Genomic DNA, 17,846 nt, shown 5'->3' on the forward strand with positions numbered 1-17,846 from the left:
GGCGGATCCTCTCGGCGATACGCGCTCCGGTGGTGGTCAGACTGTGGCGGACATCAGTACGACTTCGGTAGACCCAGGGAGTGCTGGGCGACGAAGTTGAGGATCATCTCCCGGCTGACCGGGGCGATCCGGGTGGCCCGGGCCGCGGCGACCAGCGAGGCGACGCCGTACTCGACCGTCATCCCGTTGCCGCCCAGCGACTGCACGGCCTGGTCGGTGGACCGGACGCACGCTTCGCCGGCCGCGTACTTGGCCATGTTCGCGGCCTCCCCGGCGGCCAGGTCGTCGCCCGCGTCGTACAGCGCGGCCGCCTTCTGCATCATCAGCCGGGCCAGCTCGAGCTCGATCTTGATCTGCGCCAACGGATGCGCCAGGCCTTGGTGGGCACCGATCGGCTGCTTCCAGACCTGGCGCTCCTTCACGTACGCGACCGCCTTGTCGAGCGCGTGCCGGCCGATCCCGACGGCGAACGCGGACGCCATGATCCGCTCCGGGTTGAGCCCCGCGAACAGTTGCAGCAGCGCGGCGTCCTCCGACCCGACCAGCGCGTCGGCAGGCAACGCGACATCGTCGAGGAACAACGCGAACTGCTTGTCCGGGCTGATCAGGTCCATTTCGATCTGCCGGTACTCGACCCCGGCCGCCCTGGTCGGCACGATGAACAGCGCCGGCTTCAACCGCCCGGTCCGCGCGTCCTCGGTCCGGCCGACCACCAGGACCGCCTGGGCGACGTCGAGGCCGGAGATGTACACCTTGCGCCCGGACAACGACCAGCCGTCCGGGGTCCGCCGGGCGGTGGTGGTGATGTTGTGCGAGTTCGATCCCGCGTCCGGCTCGGTGATCGCGAACGCCATCGTGACCGACCCGTCCGCGAGCCGGGGCAACCACCGCGCCTTCTGCTCATCGGTACCGAACCGGCTGATCACCGTGCCGCAGATCGCGGGCGACACGACCATCATCAACAGCGGACACCCGGCCGCGCCGAGCTCCTCGAGCACGATGGACAGGTCCGCCATGCCGCCACCGCCCCCGCCGTACTCCTCGGGCAGGTTGACGCCGAGATAGCCGAGCTTGCCCGCCTCCTGCCAGAGCTCGGTGGTCTGCCCGCCGGTCCGCGCCTTCTCGGTGAACCAGGCATACCCGTACTTCTTCCCCAGCTCGCCGACCGCCGACCGCAGTGCGCGGCGTTCGTCTGACTCGGTGAAAGTCATCAATCCTCCCCTGGTACACGAACGACCGCGAGAACCGTGCCGATCTCGACCTGCTGACCTGCCGCGACGTCCAGCTCGGCGACCACGCCGTCGGCCGGGGCGGCGATGGTGTGCTCCATCTTCATCGCCTCCAGCCAGACCAGCGGTTCGCCCTGTTTCACCTCGTCGCCGACCGCGACCCCGACCCGGATCACCGTGCCGGGCATCGGCGCGAGCAACGATCCGGCCGCGAGCTGGTGCGCCGGATCCGGGAACCGCTCGACCGGCGTCAACGCGACGCTCCCGAGCGACGAATCCACGCAGACCAGCCCGTCGTACGCCGCGACGCCGAACCTCCGCCGAACCCCCTCGAGCTCCAGCACCACCTCGTCCGCCTCGGCCCGGATCAAGACGACGTTGCCAGAAGCAACCAGTCCGTCCCGGGTCAGCCGGTACTCGACCTCGTACGCAACGTCCCCGGCAACGTACGACTTCCGCTGCGGCTGCGACGCCAGGTTCCGCCACCCGCTCGGGAGCCGGCCCTGGACCGGCGCCGTGGTCCGCCGGTACGCCGCGTCGGCCAACGCGGCCGCGAGCGCCGACAGCTCCACGGCCGCCTTGTCCGCCAGGGGTTCCGCGAGGGCGTCGAGGCCGTGCCGGTCGAAGAACGCGGTGTCGGTCTCACCGGCGAGGAAGGCCGGATGCCGCAGGATCCGGACCAGCAGATCCCGGTTCGTCCGGACGCCGTGGATCCGGGCTCGCGCGAGCTCGGCCGCGAGCCGGTGCGCGGCCTCGGTCCGAGTGGCACCCCAGACGACCACCTTGGCGAGCATCGCGTCGTAGTACGGGGACACCTCCGACCCGCTGACCACGCCGGAGTCGACCCGGATCCACGGCGCTTCCTCCCGCGATCCGCCCGGCCCGAACTCGGCAACGCGGTCGCTCAACAAGAAGTGGTGGAGGCGTCCGGTCTGCGGCTGCCAGTCGTTCGCGGGATCCTCGGCGTACAGGCGGACCTCGATCGAGTGACCGACCGCGGCCGGTGGCTCCGGCGGCAACGCTTCTCCGGACGCGACGGCGAACTGCCAGGCGACCAGGTCCAGTCCGGTCGTCGACTCGGTGACCGGGTGTTCGACCTGGAGCCGGGTGTTCATCTCCAGGAAGGAGAAGGCACCGTTGTCGTCGGCAAGGAATTCGACCGTGCCCGCCCCGACGTACCCGATCGCCTCGGCTGCCGTCCTGGCCGCGGCGAACAACTCCGCCCGCATCGCCGGGATCCGCTCCACCAACGGCGACGGCGCCTCCTCGACGACCTTCTGGTGCCGTCGCTGGATCGAGCACTCCCGCTCACCGACGGCCCACACGGTGCCGTGTTGATCCGCGAGCACCTGCACCTCGATGTGCCGCCCGGTCGCGAGGTACCGCTCGCAGAACACGGTCCCGTCCCCGAACGCGGACAGTGCCTCCGCGGATGCGGCATCGATCTCCGCGGCGAGATCCTCGAGCCGATGGACGACCCGCATCCCGCGCCCACCGCCGCCGGCCGACGCCTTCACCAACACGGGCAGGTCGGTGGCCTCGACCGACGCGGGTGTCAGCTCGGCGAGCACCGGAACCCCGGCCGCCGCCATCAGCTTCTTCGCCTCGATCTTCGACCCCATCGACGAGATCGCCGCGACCGGCGGTCCGATCCAGGTCAGCCCGGCGTCCAGGACCGCCTGCGCGAACTCCGCGTTCTCCGACAGGAACCCGTACCCGGGATGCACCGCGTCCGCCCCCACCCGCCGAGCCGCCTCGACGACGAGCTCGGCCCGCAGGTACGTCTCACCAGGCGTGTTCCCTGGAAGGTGAACGGCCGCGTCCGCCTCCCCGACGTACGGCGCCTCCGCATCCGCGGTCGAGTGCACGGCCACGCACTCCACCCCGAGCGCCCGCGCGGTCCGGAACACCCGGCGCGCGATCTCTCCCCGATTGGCAACGAGCACTGAGCTGATCACGCGGATCACATCCGGAAGACGCCGAAGTTGGCGCCGTCGAAGCGGGTGCCTTCCACCGGGGCCGAGTGGATGGCGGAGAGGCAGAGGCCGAGCACGGTGCGGGTGTCGCGGGGGTCGATCACGCCGTCGTCGTAGAGGCGGCCGCTGAGGAACATCGGCAACGACTCCGCCTCGATCTGGCCCTCGACGTACGCGCGCATCGCGGCGTCACCGTCCTCGTCGTACGGCTGGTTCTTCGCGGCCGCGGCGGCGCGTGCCACGATCGAGAGCACCCCGGCGAGTTGCTGCGGGCCCATCACGGCCGACTTCGCCGACGGCCAGGCGAAGAGGAAGCGCGGGTCGTACGCCCGGCCGCACATGCCGTAGTGCCCGGCGCCGTAGGACGCGCCCAGCAGGATCGAGAGGTGCGGGACGCGCGAGTTCGAGACCGCGTTGATCATCTGCGCGCCGTGCTTGATGATGCCGCGTTGCTCGTACTCCTGGCCGACCATGTACCCGGTGGTGTTGTGCAGGAAGATCAGCGGCGTGCTCGACTGGTTCGCCAGCTGGATGAACTGCGCCGCCTTCTGCGACTCCTCGCTGAACAGCACACCCCGCGCGTTCGCGAGGATGCCGACCGGGTACCCGTGCAGCGATGCCCACCCGGTCGCCAGCGACGAGCCGTACAACGGCTTGAACTCGTCGAACACCGACCCGTCCACCACCCGCGCGATCACGTCCCGCGGATCGAACGGGATCTTCAGGTCCCCCGGCACGATCCCAAGCAGCTCGTCCGCGTCGTACAACGGCTCCTCGTACTGTGCGGCGGGCGCGGGACCGAGCTTCTTCCAGTTCAACCGGGACACGATCTGCCGGCCGAGCCGGATCGCGTCCGGCTCGTCGACGGCGAAGTAGTCGGCCAGGCCGGACGTCCGCGCGTGCATCGCGGCTCCACCGAGCGACTCGTCGTCAGCGTCCTCACCGGTCGCCATCTTCACCAGTGGCGGCCCGGCCAGGAACACCTTCGCACCGCCGTCGACCATCACCACGTAGTCGCTCATGCCGGGGATGTACGCGCCGCCGGCGGTGGAGTTGCCGAACACCAGCGCGATCGTCGGGATCCCCTCGGCCGACAACCGGGTCAGGTTGCGGAACATCGCGCCGCCGGGGATGAAGATCTCCTTCTGCGTCGGCAGGTCCGCGCCGCCGGACTCGACGAGGCTGATCACCGGCAACCGGTTCGCCCGGGCGATCTCGTCGGCCCGGAGCGCCTTCTTCAAGGTCCACGGGTTGCTCGCGCCACCCTTGACGGTCGGGTCGTTGGCGGTGATCAGGCACTCGACGCCCTCGACGACGCCGATTCCGGTGACCAGGCTCGCGCCGACGGTGAAGTCGGAACCCCAGCCGGCCAACGGGGACAGCTCCAGGAACGCCGAGTCCGGATCCAGCAGCAGCTCGATCCGTTCCCGGGCGAGCAGCTTGCCCCGCCGGTGATGCCGGTCGACGTACTTCTCGCCGCCACCGGCCAGCGCCTTGGCGTGCTCGGCGTCGAGTGCGGCGAGCTTCGCCAGCATGGCCTCACGGTTCTCGGTCACGGTCATCCGGTGAACCCCAGTCGTCTCGCCGCCAGCCCGGTCAGGATCTCGGTGGTGCCGCCGCCGATCGCGAGGATCTTCTGATCGCGGTACTGCCGTTCGACCTCCGCCTCGCGCATGTACCCCAGGCCGCCGTGCAACTGCAGGGCCTGGTCGCAGACCCACTGGCCGGCCTCGACGGCGGTGTTCTTCGCGAAGCAGACCTCGGCGATCACGTCGTCCCCGGCCTCGGCCCGCCGGACCACCTCGTGCACGTACACCCTGGCGACGTCGATCCGCCGGGCCATCTCGGTCAGCGTGTGCTGCACCGTCTGCCGCGAGATCAGCGGCCGCCCGAACGTCTCCCGATCACGGCACCACGCCACCGTGAGATCGAGCGCGCGCCGGGCCCCGGCGTACGCCTGCACCGCGAGCGTCAGCCGCTCGGCGACGAAGTTCTGCGCGAGCTGGACGAAGCCGGTGCCCTCGGCACCGACCAGGTTCGCCGCCGGGACCCGGACGTCGGTGAAGGACAGCTCGGCCGTGTCGGAGCAGAGCCAGCCGAGCTTGTCGAGCTTGCGAGAGACCTCGAATCCGGGCGTCCCCCGCTCGATCACCAGCAGGCTGATCCCGTGCGCACCCGGCTCGCCGGTCCGGACCGCGGTCGTGACGAAGTCGGCTCGGCACCCCGAGGTGATGTACGTCTTCGCCCCGTTCACCACGTACTCGTCGCCGTCGCGCCGGGCTGTCGTCCGTAGCGAGGCGACGTCCGATCCGCCGTCCGGCTCGGTGATCGCGAGCGCACCGATCAGTCGCCCTTCCAGCGTCGGCCGGACCCAGCGGTCGATCTGCACCTGATTGCCAGCGGCAACGATATGGGGGGCGGCGATCCCGACGGTGAGCAGCGACGCGACCAGTCCGCCCGATCCGCCGGCGTAGTGCAGCTCCTCGACCACCGCGACCGCGTCGGCAAGGGATCCACCGCCACCACCCGCGGACTCGGGGAACCCGACACCGAGCAGGCCGAGCTTGCCCGCCTTCTCGTGCAACTCCCGCGGCAGCTCACCAGCCCGCTCCCAAGCGGCCAGCTCCGGCAGAACGTCCGACGCCACGAACCGCCGGACCGTCTCCCGCAGGGCCTCCCGCTCGGCGGTCACAACAGCATCTCCGGGACGTCGACGTACCGCGACCGCAGCCACTCACCGACCGCCTTGGCCTGCGGGTCGAACCTGGCCTGCGCCGCGACCCCTTCCCCGAGCAGCCCTTCGACCACGAAGTTCACCGCCCACAGGTTCGGCAGGACGTATCGGGTCACGCGGAGCGGCCGGGTCTCGGGCAGCAGGTCCTTGAACAGGCCGATCGTCAACGTGTTCGCGAGCCAGCGCCAGGCGGTCTCGCTGCGCACCCACACCCCGACGTTCGCGTCCCCACCCTTGTCCCCGCTCCGCGCCCCCGCGATCCGGCCGAGTGGGACCTCCCGCGTCAGCGAACGCGCGGGCCGTCCGGCGGCGACCAGCATCGGCAACGGGACCGGCAACTCGGTGTCCGCCACCGGTTCGAGCTCGAGGGTCCGCGTGGCCGGCTCGATCACCCGGCGAGACCCGTCCGGCAGGACCACCACGTGCTCGACCTCGTCCACGTCCACGAACCCGGCCGTGAACACCCCGTACGGCGAACCGTCCTCGGGCGGCGCGGTCACGTGGAACCCCGGGTAGCTCGCCAGCGCCAGCTCGACCGCCGTACTGGAGAACGCGCGGCCGACCACCTTCGGATCAGGGTCCTTCACCGTGCACCGGAGCAGCACGCTCGCCTGCTCCTCGGTCTCCGCGTTCGGCCGCTCCGTCCAGGTCAGCGACCACTTCAACTCGGCCGGTTTCAGCCGCAGCCCGAGTTCGAGCTGCCGCTGGACCAGCTCGGACTTCGCCTCCAGGTCGAGCCCGGTGAGCACGAAGTCCACCTCGTTGCGGAAGCCGCCGAGACTGTTCAGCGACACCTTGTACTGCGGAGGTGGCGGCTCACCGAGGGTCCCGGTGATGCGGACCCGGTCGATCCCGTCGGCGGCGAGCTCGATCGCGTCCAGCCGGGCGGTCACGTCGGGTCCGGCGTACCGGGCGCCGGTGATCTCGTAGAGCAGCTGGGCCTTGACCGTGTCGACCGTGACCGCGCCGCCGGTGCCGTCGTGCTTGGTGATCACGCTGGACCCGTCCGCGTGGATCTCCGCGATCGGGAACCCGGGCCGGCGCAGATCGGGCAGCTCGGTGAAGAAGGCGAAGTTGCCGCCGGTCGCCTGGCAACCGCACTCGATCACGTGCCCGGCGACGACGGCGCCCGCGAGTTCGTCGTACTGGTCCCGCTTCCAGCCGTGATGCGCGGCCGCCGGTCCGACGATCACGGAGGCGTCCGTGACCCGGCCGGTGACGACGACGTCCGCGCCGGACTGCAGCGCCTCCGCGATCCCCCAGGCGCCGAGGTACGCGTTGGCGGTGAGCGGCTTGCCGAATCCGAGTTCGTCGGTGCGGCCGAGGAGGTCGTCGCCCTCGACGTACGCGATCTTGGGGTGCAGGCCGAGCTTGTCGGCGAGCGCCTGGATCGCGGCGGCCAGGCCGGACGGGTTCAGGCCGCCCGCGTTGCTGACCACCTTGACGCCGCGATCGAGCGCCTCGCCGAGTCCGGTCTCCAGTTGCTTGAGGAAGGTCCGGGCGTAGCCGAGCGACGGGTCCTTCATCCGGTCGCGGCCGAGGATGAGCATGGTCAGCTCGGCCAGATAGTCCCCGGTGACGACGTCGAGCGGTCCGCCGGTGACCATCTCCTGGAACGCGCTGAACCGGTCGCCGTAGAACCCGGACGCGTTCCCGATCCGGATCGGGTTCCCGGCATTCATCGAGTCACCCGAACTGACCGGCGGCGCGTCCCTGGCCGGGCAGCCCGGCGAAGGCCTGGATGATGCCGAGCCACTCCTCGGCGTCCGCCCCGACGGCCTGGACAGCGAGATCGTCGCGGTGCCGGCGCTGGGTGGCGAGCAGGCAGAAGTCGAGGGCCGGCCCCGTCACCCGCTGCTCGGCGTCCTCCGGCCCCCAGGTCCACACCTGGTCGTCGGGCCCGGTCAGTTCCACGTGGAACGGTGCGGCCGGCGGCTTCCGGTCGTGCACCAGGTACGCGAAGTCGCGGGTCCGCACCGCCAGATGCGAGACGTGCCGCAACCGGCTCGACGGCTGCCGGGTCACCCCGAGCCCGTCGGCCACGTCCTGCCCGTGCGCCCACGTCTCCATCAGCCGAGCGGTCGCCATCGAAGCCGGGCTCATCGGCGGCCCGAACCAGGCCAGCTTCGTCCCGGCCGGAACCTGCTTCAGCGCATCCGCCAACTCGGCCCGCGTCTCCCGCCAGTACGGCAGGAGCTGATCCGGCGGCAAAGCGGCGCCCTCCGCGGCCCCGTCGTCGACGTACCCGGCCGGATTGGCGGCGGCCTTCCGCAGCGTCTCCTGGAAAGCGTCCGGGTCGGTCGCCGCCAGCAACGCGGCCTCGTCGGTCCAAGCCAGGTGAGCGATCTGATGAGCGACCGTCCACCCCTCAGCAGGAGTCGGCGTAGCCCAACCGTCCGCAGCCAGCCCCCCGACGAGCATGTCGAGCTCAGTACTCTCAGCCCAGAGATCAGCCAGCACAGCAGCCAGTACGTCCTCAGAAGACACCAACGACTCCCTGCCTCAGCAGCCCAGTCGTCCGAGCCTCCCACCCCCACCAAAAAGAATCAAGAGCGCTTGTTTTCCTGCTGCGGGACGGGTGGGGCGGTCCAGTCGGACCAGCGGGCGGTGGCTTTGCGCCAGGCTTTCGGGGGGACCAGGCGGGCGGCGAGGGTGACGGCGAGGTGGGTCAGGGGGTTGGTGTTGGCGGTTCGCCGGACGGATTCGCGGGCTGCTGTGGCCATCGGCTGGACGCGCGCCCGGCGTTGGTCGTCGTAGCTCGCCAGGGCTGCTGTGGTGTCGGGGTCGGCGGCGAGGGCGGCGGCCAGGACGACGGCGTCCTCGATGGCTTGGCAGGCGCCTTGGCCGAGGTCCGGGGGCATCGCGTGGGCGGCGTCGCCGAGGAGGACGACGCGGTCGCGGACGAAGGACGGTACCGGGTCGATGTCGACGACGTCGTTGTGCAGCACCTGGTCCGGCGGGGTCGCGCGGACGAGCTCGGGGATCGGGTCGTGCCAGCCTTCGACGTGGCGGAGGGCGTCGGCCCGCTCGTCGGTGGAGAGCTGGTTCGGGCGATCGGCGTTCGCCATGACGAACCAGTACACCCGCTCGTCCGGCAACGGGAGCAGGCCGACCTGCTCGCCTCGGCCGAGCGACAACGACTCCTCCACCGGCCAGACCGAACCGCTCGGCGTCACCCCACGCCAGACGCTGCGCCCTTGGAAGACGGGGTCGCCGGACCACAGTGATCGGCGGATGGCGCTGTTCACGCCGTCCGCGGCGACGACGAGGTCGGCGGCGAGGTCGTGCTCCTCGCCCGAGCAGCGGCAAACCACCTTGCCGTCCTCGGCCACCGACACCACCTCGGCGTCGGTGTGCAGCGTCGACTCGGGCAACGCGCGCCGCAGTACGTCGTGGAGGGCGGCGCGGTGGATCGCCAGGACGCGGACGTCGTCGGGGTGGCTACGCCGGAGCCAGCGGCCTTTCGAGGTGCGGACGTTGCCGCGGGAGACGGTCCGGACCGCGCGATCCCGGACCGCGTCGGCGAGCCCGAGGGCGTCCAGGGCGCTCACCGCGTTCGGCCACAGGGTGAGGCCGGCCCCGACCTCGGCGATGATCGGCGCGCGCTCCAGGACGGTGACCGACCAGCCGATCCGGCGCAGGGCGACCGCGGCCGTCAGTCCGCCGATCCCGGCGCCGACGACGATGGCCGAGGAGGGGTCGTTGCCGGTGGACATGGTGCGGTGGCTACCTCCTGCCGGGCGGTCGAACCGGTCGTACGGATCAAGCTGAGCGATCACGGAAAGTAGGCGTCCCGTCACAGCGATCACTAGGGTAACCGGGTGGCTGGTTTTCTGGAGGGATTCGATGGACTTCGGTAGGCCGATCGGCACAGTGGTGCCGTCCCTCGACGGTGCTGTGCTCGAGGTCCTGGCCGGCGCCGACCACGGGCTGTCCGGGCGGCAGGTGCACGGTCTCGCCGGAGTGGGCAGCGTGGCCGGGGTCCGCCTTGTCCTGCAGCGGTTGACCTCGACCGGGCTGGTGCACGTCACCGAGGCGGGCAATTCGTTGCTCTACACCCTCAATCGCAAACACCTCGCGGCCCAGGCCGTCGAACTGCTGGCCGGGCTCCGTGGCACGTTCGTGCAGAGCCTGCGCGCCGAGCTCGCGACCTGGTCCCTCCCACCGGTCCACGCCGGCCTGTACGGCGCGGCCGCGCGCGGTGACGGTGATCTCGACAGCGACGTCGACCTGTTGCTGATCCGCCCGGAAGACGTTGCCCCCGACAACCGCCTGTGGGATCACCAGACCGCCGAGCTGTTGCAGACCGTCGTCGACATGACCGGGAACCCGGCCCAGGTCCACGACCTTTCGCTACCGGAGCTCGCGATCCACGTCAGGACCGACAATCCACTCGTCGACACCTGGCACGACGAGGCGATCCTCTTGCACGGCCCGCACCTCGGCCGCCTGCTCACCCGCCTGCACGCCCTGGTTCACTGACCGCCGATCAAGGGCGAGACCAGGCGAGCCACGACGCTCGGGCGCTTGGTCACGCGTTCCTCCAGGTCGGCGGCCGTCATCGCGCGGAGGCCGGCGTTGATACCGAGCCAGCGCAACGGTTCGGGCTCCCACTCCGGTGAGCGGTGGCCGACCCACGGCAGGTGGACCAGGTCGGAGTCGCGCTCCAGGATCAGGTCGGTGAGGGTCCGGCCGGCCAGGTTCGCCGTGGCCACGCCGTCGCCGACGTACCCGCCTGCCCAGGCCAGGCCGGAGGCGCGGTCCAGACCGACCGACGCGAACCAGTCCCGCGCGACCCCGAGCGGACCACCCCAGGCGTGCGTGAACTCGACCCCGTCCAGCCCGTCGAACAGGTCCGTCACCGCCCGCCGCAGCCCCGCGAACACGCGGTTCCGGCCGTCGAAAGAGGGCGCGATCCGCGAGCCCAGGTGGTACGGCGCGCCGCGCCCGCCGAACGCGATCCGCCCGTCGGCCGTGCGCTGTCCGTACACGATCAGGTGCCGGTAATCGCTGAACGTCGGCCGCCCGGCCAGCCCGATCCGGTCCCACGTGGCCGCGTCGAGCGGTTCGGTGGCCACCATCAACGAGTACACCGGCGCGACCGTCCGCCGATGACCGGCCAGCCGCGCCGTGAATCCCTCGGTCGCCCGGACCACCACGTCCGCCTTCACCACGCCGTACCGGGTGGTCGCCCGGCCCGGCGCGAGCTCGGTCACCGTGGTCTGCTCGTGGATCGTCACGCCGAGTCGCTCGACCGTGTCGGCCAGGCCGCGGACCAACCGGCCGGGGTGGAGCGCGGCGCAGTGCGGGGTGAACGTTGCCCCGAGCACCTGGGTGGCCCGGATCCGCTCGGCCACCTCGTCCGGTTCGAGGAAGCGCAGGTCGCCCGGACCCCACTCGGGCGCGGCGGCCACCTCGGCGCGGGCCCGGGCGAGCTGGGCCGGCGTCCGGGCCAGGACCACGGTGCCCCCCTTGTGGTACCCGCAGTCGATGCCCTCGGCCGCGGTGACCAGGCCGACCTCGTTCACCGTGGCCTGGAGCGCCCGGTGCAGCGCGATCGCGGCGTCCCGGCCGGCTCCGGGCCTGGCGGCGAGGCGTTTGGTCGAGGTCGGGAACAACGCCGAGCACCAGCCGCCGTTCCGGCCGGAGGCGCCGAAGCCGGCCACCTCGGCCTCGAGGACCACGATCCGCAGGCCCGGATCCGCCTTCGCCAGGTAGTACGCCGTCCACAGGCCCGTGTAGCCGGCGCCGATGATCACGACATCGGCCGTCCGGTCCCCCGGGAGCGCGGGCCGCGGCGGCCTCGGCTCCCCGGTGTCGGACCAGAGCGGAACGGTGATCAGCGCACTCCCCAGGAATAGGTCTGTTTGACCAGCTTGAGGTACACGAACGTCTCCGTCACCTTCACACCGTCGATCGCGCGGATCCGCTCCGACAGCACCCGGAGCAGTTGCTCGTCGCTCTCGGCCAGGACCTCGGCCAGCAGGTCGAACGAACCGGCCGTGATCACCACGTACTCGATCTCGTCCATCTCGGCCAGCTTCGCGGCGATCGGCTCCAGCGCGCCCTCGGCCTTGATCCCGACCATCGCCTGCCGGGCGAACCCGAGCTCGAGCGGGTCGGTGACCGCGACCACCTGCATCACGCCGGCCTCGGTGAGCCGCTGGACCCGTTGCCGGACCGCGGCCTCGGACAGCCCGACGGCCTTGCCGATCGCGGCGTACGAGCGGCGCCCGTCCAGCTGGAGTTGTTCGATGATGGCCTTGGAGGTGTCGTCGAGCAACGCCTGGTTCTTGTCGGGGTTCCCGGTTCGCACTGGCACGGTCGCGATCCTCTCAGCGTCACCCCGTGTAAGCAAGCCGATGCTCATGATTTCGTTGCAATAGAGGGAAGTTGCAACGGAATCACTTGTTCGTGACGGTCTCCTTTGACAGTATCGCCGGGGTCCAGCATTTTTTCCTGCTGGTTCCTTGGGGAGGTTCCGATGAGCGTCCGCCCGAACACCGTCAGCCGCCGCAGCGTGCTGACCGGCCTTTCACTCTCCGCGCTCGGCCTGTCCGGCTCGAGCCTGCTGTCCGGCTGCGGTACGCCGGCGGCCAAGCAGACCGAGGCGCAGTGTGTGAGCACGGACCTGTCCTCGTCGGAGAAGGTGCTGAACTTCAGCAACTGGCCGAGCTACATGGACGAGGCCGACGAGAAGGTGAACGGCAAGACGGTGCTGCCGACCCTGGCCGGCTTCGAGAAGCAGAGTGGCATCAAGGTCACGTACACCACCGACATCAACGACAACCAGGAGTTCTACGCGAAGGTCAAGGACCAGCTGGGCGCCTGCCAGCCCACCGGCCGCGACCTGTTCGTGCTGACCGACTGGATGGCGGGCCGGATGATCCAGCTGGGCTGGATCCAGAAGCTCGACAAGGCCAAGATCCCGAACGTCGACGCGAACCTGATCCCGACGCTGCGCCATCCGGCCTGGGACGAGAACCGCGACTTCAGCGTGCCGTGGACCACCGGCCTGACCGGGATCGCGTACAACGCCAAGCAGACCAAGGAGGTGCGCAACTTCACCGAGCTGCTCACCCGGCCCGACCTGAAGGGCAAGGTCACGCTGCTCACCGAGATGCGGGACACGATGCTGTTCATGCTCCGGATGATCGGCGCCGACCCGACCAAGTTCACCGACGAGCAGTGGACCAAGGCGCTGGAGAAGCTGCAGGGCTTCGTCGCGTCCAGCCAGATCCGCCGGTTCACCGGCAACGACTACATCCAGGACCTGAACGTGGGCAACATCCACGCCTGCGAAGCGTGGTCGGGCGACGTCATCGCGTTGCAGGCGGACAACCCGGACATCAAGTGGGTGGTGCCCGAGGAGGGCCTGTCGATCTGGTCCGACAACCTGCTGGTGCCGAACAAGGCGACCCACAAGGCGAACGCCGAAGCGCTGATGAACTACTACTACGAGCCGACGGTCGCGGCCACCCTGTCGGCCTGGATGAACTACATCTGCCCGGTCAAGGGCGCCCAGCAGGCGATGGAGAAGATCGCCCCCGACCTGGTCGACAGCCCGCTGATCTTCCCCACCGAGGCGGACCTGAAGAAGACCTACCTGTTCATGCCGCTCGACGAAGCCAAGGCCAAGCAGTACGAGTCGGACTACAACCGGGTGATCGGAGGCTGAGCGCGATGGCCGGCGATCTCGTCCTCTCCGGTGTCAGCAAACGGTTCGGGGCCTTCACCGCCGTGCACGAGCTCGACCTGACCGTTCCCGAGGGCGCGTTCTTCGCCCTGCTCGGCCCGTCCGGCTGCGGCAAGACCACCACGTTGCGGATGATCGCCGGACTGGAGGACCCGAGCGCCGGCAAGGTGGCTCTCGGCACCCAGGACATCACCGAGCTCCGGCCGTACCAGCGTCCGGTGAACACGGTCTTCCAGAACTACGCGTTGTTCCCGCACCTGGACATCTACGAGAACGTCGCCTTCGGACTGCGCCGCCGCGGCGTCAAGGAGATCCGCCCCCAGGTCGAGGAGATGCTCGAACTGGTCGAGCTCGGCAGCTTCGGCAAGCGCAAGCCGGCCCAGTTGTCCGGTGGCCAGCAGCAACGGGTCGCGCTGGCCCGGGCGCTGATCAACCGGCCGCAGGTGCTGTTGCTGGACGAGCCGCTCGGCGCCCTGGACCTCAAGCTGCGTCGGCAGATGCAGATCGAGCTGAAACGGATCCAGACCGAGGTCGGCATCACCTTCGTGCACGTCACGCACGACCAGGAAGAGGCCATGACGATGGCCGACACGATCGCGGTGATGAACGCCGGCGTGGTCGAGCAGCGCGGCGGTCCGGCCGACCTGTACGACCTGCCCGCGACGACGTTCGTGGCGAACTTCCTCGGCCAGTCGAACCTGGTCGCCGGCACCGTGCTGGAGCGGTCCGGATCCGACCAGGTGATCGAGGTGCACGGCAGCAAGCAGGTGGTCCCGGCCGGTCGGTCGCGGGTGACCGACGGCGAGGTCTGGGTCGGGATCCGGCCGGAGAAGGTGTTCCTGGCCCGCCCCGGCACCGAAGCCGATGCCAATGGCAACGAACTGCGGGGCGGCGTGGTCACCGACGTGAGCTACTGCGGCGTGAGTACGCAGTACCTGGCCCGGATGCCGTGGGGGCAGGAGCTGACCGTGTTCGAGCAGAACACCGGCGCGCGGGACACGTTCGCGGTCGGCGACCCGGTCGACCTGCACTGGAACCCGTCGCACACGTTCGTCCTGGACGCGGGGCAGGACGCGCACGCCGGGGTCGAGGATCTGGTCGACGAGATCGTGGAGAGCTGATGACCGCGCTCAGCCAGCTCGGTGGGGGCGAGCAGGCCGCGGTCACCGAGAAGTCCGGGCGGCGGTTCACGGCGTACCTGTTGCTGCTCCCGGGCGCGCTCTGGCTGATCCTGTTCTTCGTCGTTCCCCTGGTGTCGCTGCTGAGCGCGAGCCTGTACGACCCCAACGGCTCGGTCGAGACCGGGTACTCGGTGACCGGGCACTGGCAGAACTACACCGAGGCGCTGAAGGACTACGCGACCCCGTTCGGCCGGTCGTTCCTCTACGCGCTGGTGACGACGGCGTTCTGCCTGCTGCTCGGGTACCCGCTGGCGTACGCGATCGCGTTCAAGTCCGGCCGGTGGAAGAACCTGATGCTGGCGCTGGTGATCGCGCCGTTCTTCACCAGCTTCCTGATCCGCACGCTGTCGTGGAAGCTGCTGCTCGGCGACGACGGGGTCGTCGTGGACACGCTGAAATGGCTGCACATCCTCGGCCCGGACGGGCGGTTGCTGGCCACCACGACCGCGGTCGTCACCGGTCTGACGTACAACTTCCTGCCGTTCATGGTGCTGCCGCTCTATGCCAGCCTGGAACGGATCGACCCGCGGTTGATCGAGGCGGGCGGTGACCTGTTCGCGGGACCGGTGACGACGTTCCGGACCGTGACGCTGCCGCTCTCGATGCCGGGCGTCGTCGCGGGCACGCTGCTCACCTTCATCCCGGCGGCCGGCGACTACATCAACGCCCAGCTGCTCGGGACACCACGGCAACGGATGATCGGCAACGACATCCAGCAACTGTTCGCGGCCGGGGCGTACCCGACCGCGGCCGCGTTGTCGGTCACGCTGATGGCCGCGATCGTCGTGCTGGTGCTGTTCTACGTCCGCCGGGCCGGGACGGAGGACCTGGTATGACCCGGGCCGGGCGGTGGATCGGGCGGCACTTGGTGCTCTTCGTCGGGCTCCTGGTGCTGCTCTACCTGTTCACGCCGATCTTCGTCGTCGTGCTGATGTCGTTCAACGACCCGAAGAGCCGGCTCGCGTACCAGTTCGACGGGTTCACGCTGGACAACTGGCTGAACCCCTGCCAGCCGTACGGGCTCTGCGACGCCGTCTCCACCAGCCTGCGGATCGGCTTCCTCGCCACCGTGATCGCGACCGCGCTCGGCACCCTGATGGCGTTCGCGATGGTCCGGCACCGGTACCGCGGCCGGCAGGCGACCAACCTGTTCATCTTCCTGCCGATGGCCTCGCCGGAGATCGTGCTCGGCTCGTCACTGCTGGCGTTGTTCGTCTCGGCCGGTTTCGGCGGCGTGCTCGGGTTCTGGACGATCCTGATCGCGCACGTGATGTTCTGCCTGTCCTTCGTCGTGGTCACCGTGAAGGCGCGGCTGACCGGGATGGACACCCGGATGGAGGAGGCGGCGATGGACCTGTACGCGAACGAGTGGCAGACGTTCTGGCGGATCACCTTCCCGTTGGTCTTCCCGGGCATCCTGGCCGCCGCGCTGCTCAGCTTCTCGCTGTCCTTCGACGACTTCATCATCACGAACCTGAACGCCGGCCGGACGGTGACGTTCCCGATGTTCGTCTGGGGGTCGGCGCAGCGCGACATCCCGCCGCAGATCAACGTGGTCGGGACGGCGATGTTCCTGCTGGCCGTGCTGCTGGTCCTCGGCGGCGAACTCGCCCGGCGCCGGCGGGCCCGGTGACCGACCGGATCAGCCGGGCCCTGGCCGACGCCGAGCCCGTGGTCTTCTGGCTCGACGACCCAGCGGCTCCTGACCCGGAACCACCGGTGACCGGATCGCTCCGGACCGACCTGGCGATCGTCGGCGGCGGCTACACGGGGCTGTGGACGGCACTGCTGGCGAAGGAGCGGTACCCCGAGCTCGACGTGGTCCTGCTGGAGGCGAACACCTGTGGCTGGGCGGCGAGCGGCCGGAACGGCGGATTCTGCGACGCCAGCCTGACCCACGGGTTCGCGAACGGCCTGGCCCGCTGGCCCGACGAACTCGCCGACCTCGACCGCCTCGGCCGGGCGAACCACGCCGCGATCGCCGCCACGGTGACCCGGCTCGGGATCGACTGCGGCTGGGAACCGACCGGCGAACTCACCGTCGCGACCGCGCCGCACCACCTGGCCGAGCTGGCCGAGGAGGTCGACGAACGCCGCGCCTTCGGCCACGACGTCACCCTGCTCGACGGCCCCGCGATCCAGGCCGAGGTCGGATCCCCCACGTACCTCGGCGCGCTCTCCGACCCGACCGGTACCGCGTTGGTCGAGCCGGCCCGCCTCGCCTGGGGACTACGCCGCGCCTGCCTCGAGGCCGGGGTCCGGATCCACGAGGGGACGCGCGTCCTCGGGGTCCGCCGGGACGGTGCGGCGAGGTTGTTGCGTACGGCAACGGGGTCGGTCCGGGCCCAGCGGGTCGCGTTGGCGACGAACGCGTTCCCGTCGCTGGTCCGGCGGCTGCGCCGGTACACGGTCCCGGTGTACGACCTCGTCCTGATGACCGAGCCGCTCTCGCCCGACCAGCTGGCCGCGATCGGCTGGAAGGGCCGGCAGGGGATCGGCGACGCGTCGAACTTCTTCCACTACTACCGGCTGACCAGGGACCAGCGGATCCTCTGGGGCGGGTACACGCCGTTGTACTCCTTCGGCAGCCGGATCCACCCCGACCTCGAACAGCGGGCCGCGATCCACCGGATGCTGGCCGAGCACTTCTTCACCACGTTCCCGCAGCTCGACGGACTGCGGTTCACGCACAAGTGGGGCGGCGTGATCGACACAAGTACCCGGTTCTGCGCCTTCTTCGGGACCGCCTCGGCCGGGCGGATCGGGTACGCCCTCGGGTACACCGGGCTCGGCGTCGGTGCGACCCGGTTCGGCGCCGAGGTGATGCTCGACCTGCTGTACGACGAGGCGACCGAACGCACCCGGCTCCGCCTCGTCCGGGAACGCCCGCTGCCGTTCCCACCGGAACCGTTGCGGTCCGCGGGGATCCAGCTCACCCGGTACTCGATGCGGCACGCGGACACGCACGGAGGTCGCCGCAATCTGTGGCTGCGGACCCTCGACCGGTTCGGTCTCGGGTTCGACTTCTGA

15 protein-coding genes are annotated in these 17,846 nt (G+C 70.2%); 6 read left to right on the forward strand and 9 right to left on the reverse strand.

Features of this window, described 5'->3' with window-relative positions; translation table 11 throughout:
• Positions 1 to 53: 53 nt before the first annotated feature.
• From FB561_RS08885 to FB561_RS08915, 7 genes are read right to left on the reverse strand one after another with little or no spacing between them, the layout of a single operon-like run.
• Complete coding sequence (locus FB561_RS08885; protein ID WP_145804897.1) at positions 54 to 1,211, reverse strand: acyl-CoA dehydrogenase family protein; 1,158 nt, start codon at positions 1,209 to 1,211, stop codon at positions 54 to 56.
• Positions 1,211 to 3,187, reverse strand: coding sequence for an acetyl/propionyl/methylcrotonyl-CoA carboxylase subunit alpha (locus tag FB561_RS08890; RefSeq protein WP_145804898.1), 1,977 nt, complete (start codon positions 3,185 to 3,187; stop codon positions 1,211 to 1,213). The genes FB561_RS08885 and FB561_RS08890 overlap by 1 nt, the downstream gene beginning before the upstream one ends.
• Positions 3,188 to 3,192: 5 nt before the next feature.
• Positions 3,193 to 4,767, reverse strand: coding sequence for an acyl-CoA carboxylase subunit beta (locus FB561_RS08895; protein WP_145804901.1), 1,575 nt, complete (start codon positions 4,765 to 4,767; stop codon positions 3,193 to 3,195).
• Complete coding sequence (locus FB561_RS08900) at positions 4,764 to 5,897, reverse strand: acyl-CoA dehydrogenase family protein (protein WP_145804903.1); 1,134 nt, start codon at positions 5,895 to 5,897, stop codon at positions 4,764 to 4,766. Before FB561_RS08900 ends, FB561_RS08895 begins: the two co-directional genes overlap by 4 nt.
• Positions 5,894 to 7,621, reverse strand: a complete 1,728-nt coding sequence (locus FB561_RS08905) for an acyclic terpene utilization AtuA family protein (RefSeq protein WP_145804904.1) — start codon at positions 7,619 to 7,621, stop codon at positions 5,894 to 5,896. Before FB561_RS08905 ends, FB561_RS08900 begins: the two co-directional genes overlap by 4 nt.
• Before the next feature lie 4 nt (positions 7,622 to 7,625).
• Positions 7,626 to 8,426 (reverse strand): TIGR03084 family metal-binding protein, encoded by an 801-nt coding sequence (locus FB561_RS08910; RefSeq protein WP_238334725.1) that lies wholly within the window; start codon positions 8,424 to 8,426, stop codon positions 7,626 to 7,628.
• Between the two features lie 59 nt (positions 8,427 to 8,485).
• Positions 8,486 to 9,655, reverse strand: coding sequence for an FAD-dependent monooxygenase (locus tag FB561_RS08915; protein WP_145804905.1), 1,170 nt, complete (start codon positions 9,653 to 9,655; stop codon positions 8,486 to 8,488).
• Between the two features lie 130 nt (positions 9,656 to 9,785).
• Between FB561_RS08915 and FB561_RS08920 the strand changes: the two genes are divergently transcribed.
• Positions 9,786 to 10,421 (forward strand): hypothetical protein, encoded by a 636-nt coding sequence (locus FB561_RS08920; RefSeq protein WP_145804906.1) that lies wholly within the window; start codon positions 9,786 to 9,788, stop codon positions 10,419 to 10,421.
• On the opposite strand, the gene FB561_RS08925 is transcribed toward FB561_RS08920, so the two are convergent.
• On the reverse strand, positions 10,415 to 11,698 hold the full coding sequence (locus tag FB561_RS08925; RefSeq protein WP_238334726.1) for an NAD(P)/FAD-dependent oxidoreductase: 1,284 nt from the start codon (positions 11,696 to 11,698) through the stop codon (positions 10,415 to 10,417). The two genes, FB561_RS08920 and FB561_RS08925, sit on opposite strands and share 7 nt — an antisense overlap.
• Positions 11,699 to 11,778: 80 nt before the next feature.
• Positions 11,779 to 12,261, reverse strand: a complete 483-nt coding sequence (locus tag FB561_RS08930) for an Lrp/AsnC family transcriptional regulator (protein ID WP_238334727.1) — start codon at positions 12,259 to 12,261, stop codon at positions 11,779 to 11,781.
• A gap of 162 nt (positions 12,262 to 12,423) precedes the next feature.
• On the opposite strand from FB561_RS08930, the gene FB561_RS08935 reads away from it, so the two are divergent.
• Genes FB561_RS08935 through FB561_RS08955 form a run of 5 tightly spaced genes read left to right on the forward strand, consistent with a single transcriptional unit; the run spans position 12,424 to position 17,846 of the window.
• Positions 12,424 to 13,617 (forward strand): polyamine ABC transporter substrate-binding protein, encoded by a 1,194-nt coding sequence (locus FB561_RS08935; protein WP_145804912.1) that lies wholly within the window; start codon positions 12,424 to 12,426, stop codon positions 13,615 to 13,617.
• A 5-nt stretch (positions 13,618 to 13,622) separates the two neighbouring features.
• Complete coding sequence (locus FB561_RS08940) at positions 13,623 to 14,756, forward strand: ABC transporter ATP-binding protein (protein WP_145804914.1); 1,134 nt, start codon at positions 13,623 to 13,625, stop codon at positions 14,754 to 14,756.
• On the forward strand, positions 14,756 to 15,652 hold the full coding sequence (locus FB561_RS08945; RefSeq protein WP_145804916.1) for an ABC transporter permease: 897 nt from the start codon (positions 14,756 to 14,758) through the stop codon (positions 15,650 to 15,652). Before FB561_RS08940 ends, FB561_RS08945 begins: the two co-directional genes overlap by 1 nt.
• Positions 15,649 to 16,449, forward strand: coding sequence for an ABC transporter permease (locus tag FB561_RS08950; protein ID WP_145804918.1), 801 nt, complete (start codon positions 15,649 to 15,651; stop codon positions 16,447 to 16,449). Before FB561_RS08945 ends, FB561_RS08950 begins: the two co-directional genes overlap by 4 nt.
• Positions 16,446 to 17,846: an NAD(P)/FAD-dependent oxidoreductase gene (locus FB561_RS08955; protein ID WP_145804920.1), complete on the forward strand. Its 1,401-nt coding sequence runs from the start codon at positions 16,446 to 16,448 to the stop codon at positions 17,844 to 17,846. Before FB561_RS08950 ends, FB561_RS08955 begins: the two co-directional genes overlap by 4 nt.

The organism is Kribbella amoyensis (genome assembly GCF_007828865.1).
In the GTDB taxonomy this organism is placed as follows: domain Bacteria; phylum Actinomycetota; class Actinomycetes; order Propionibacteriales; family Kribbellaceae; genus Kribbella; species Kribbella amoyensis.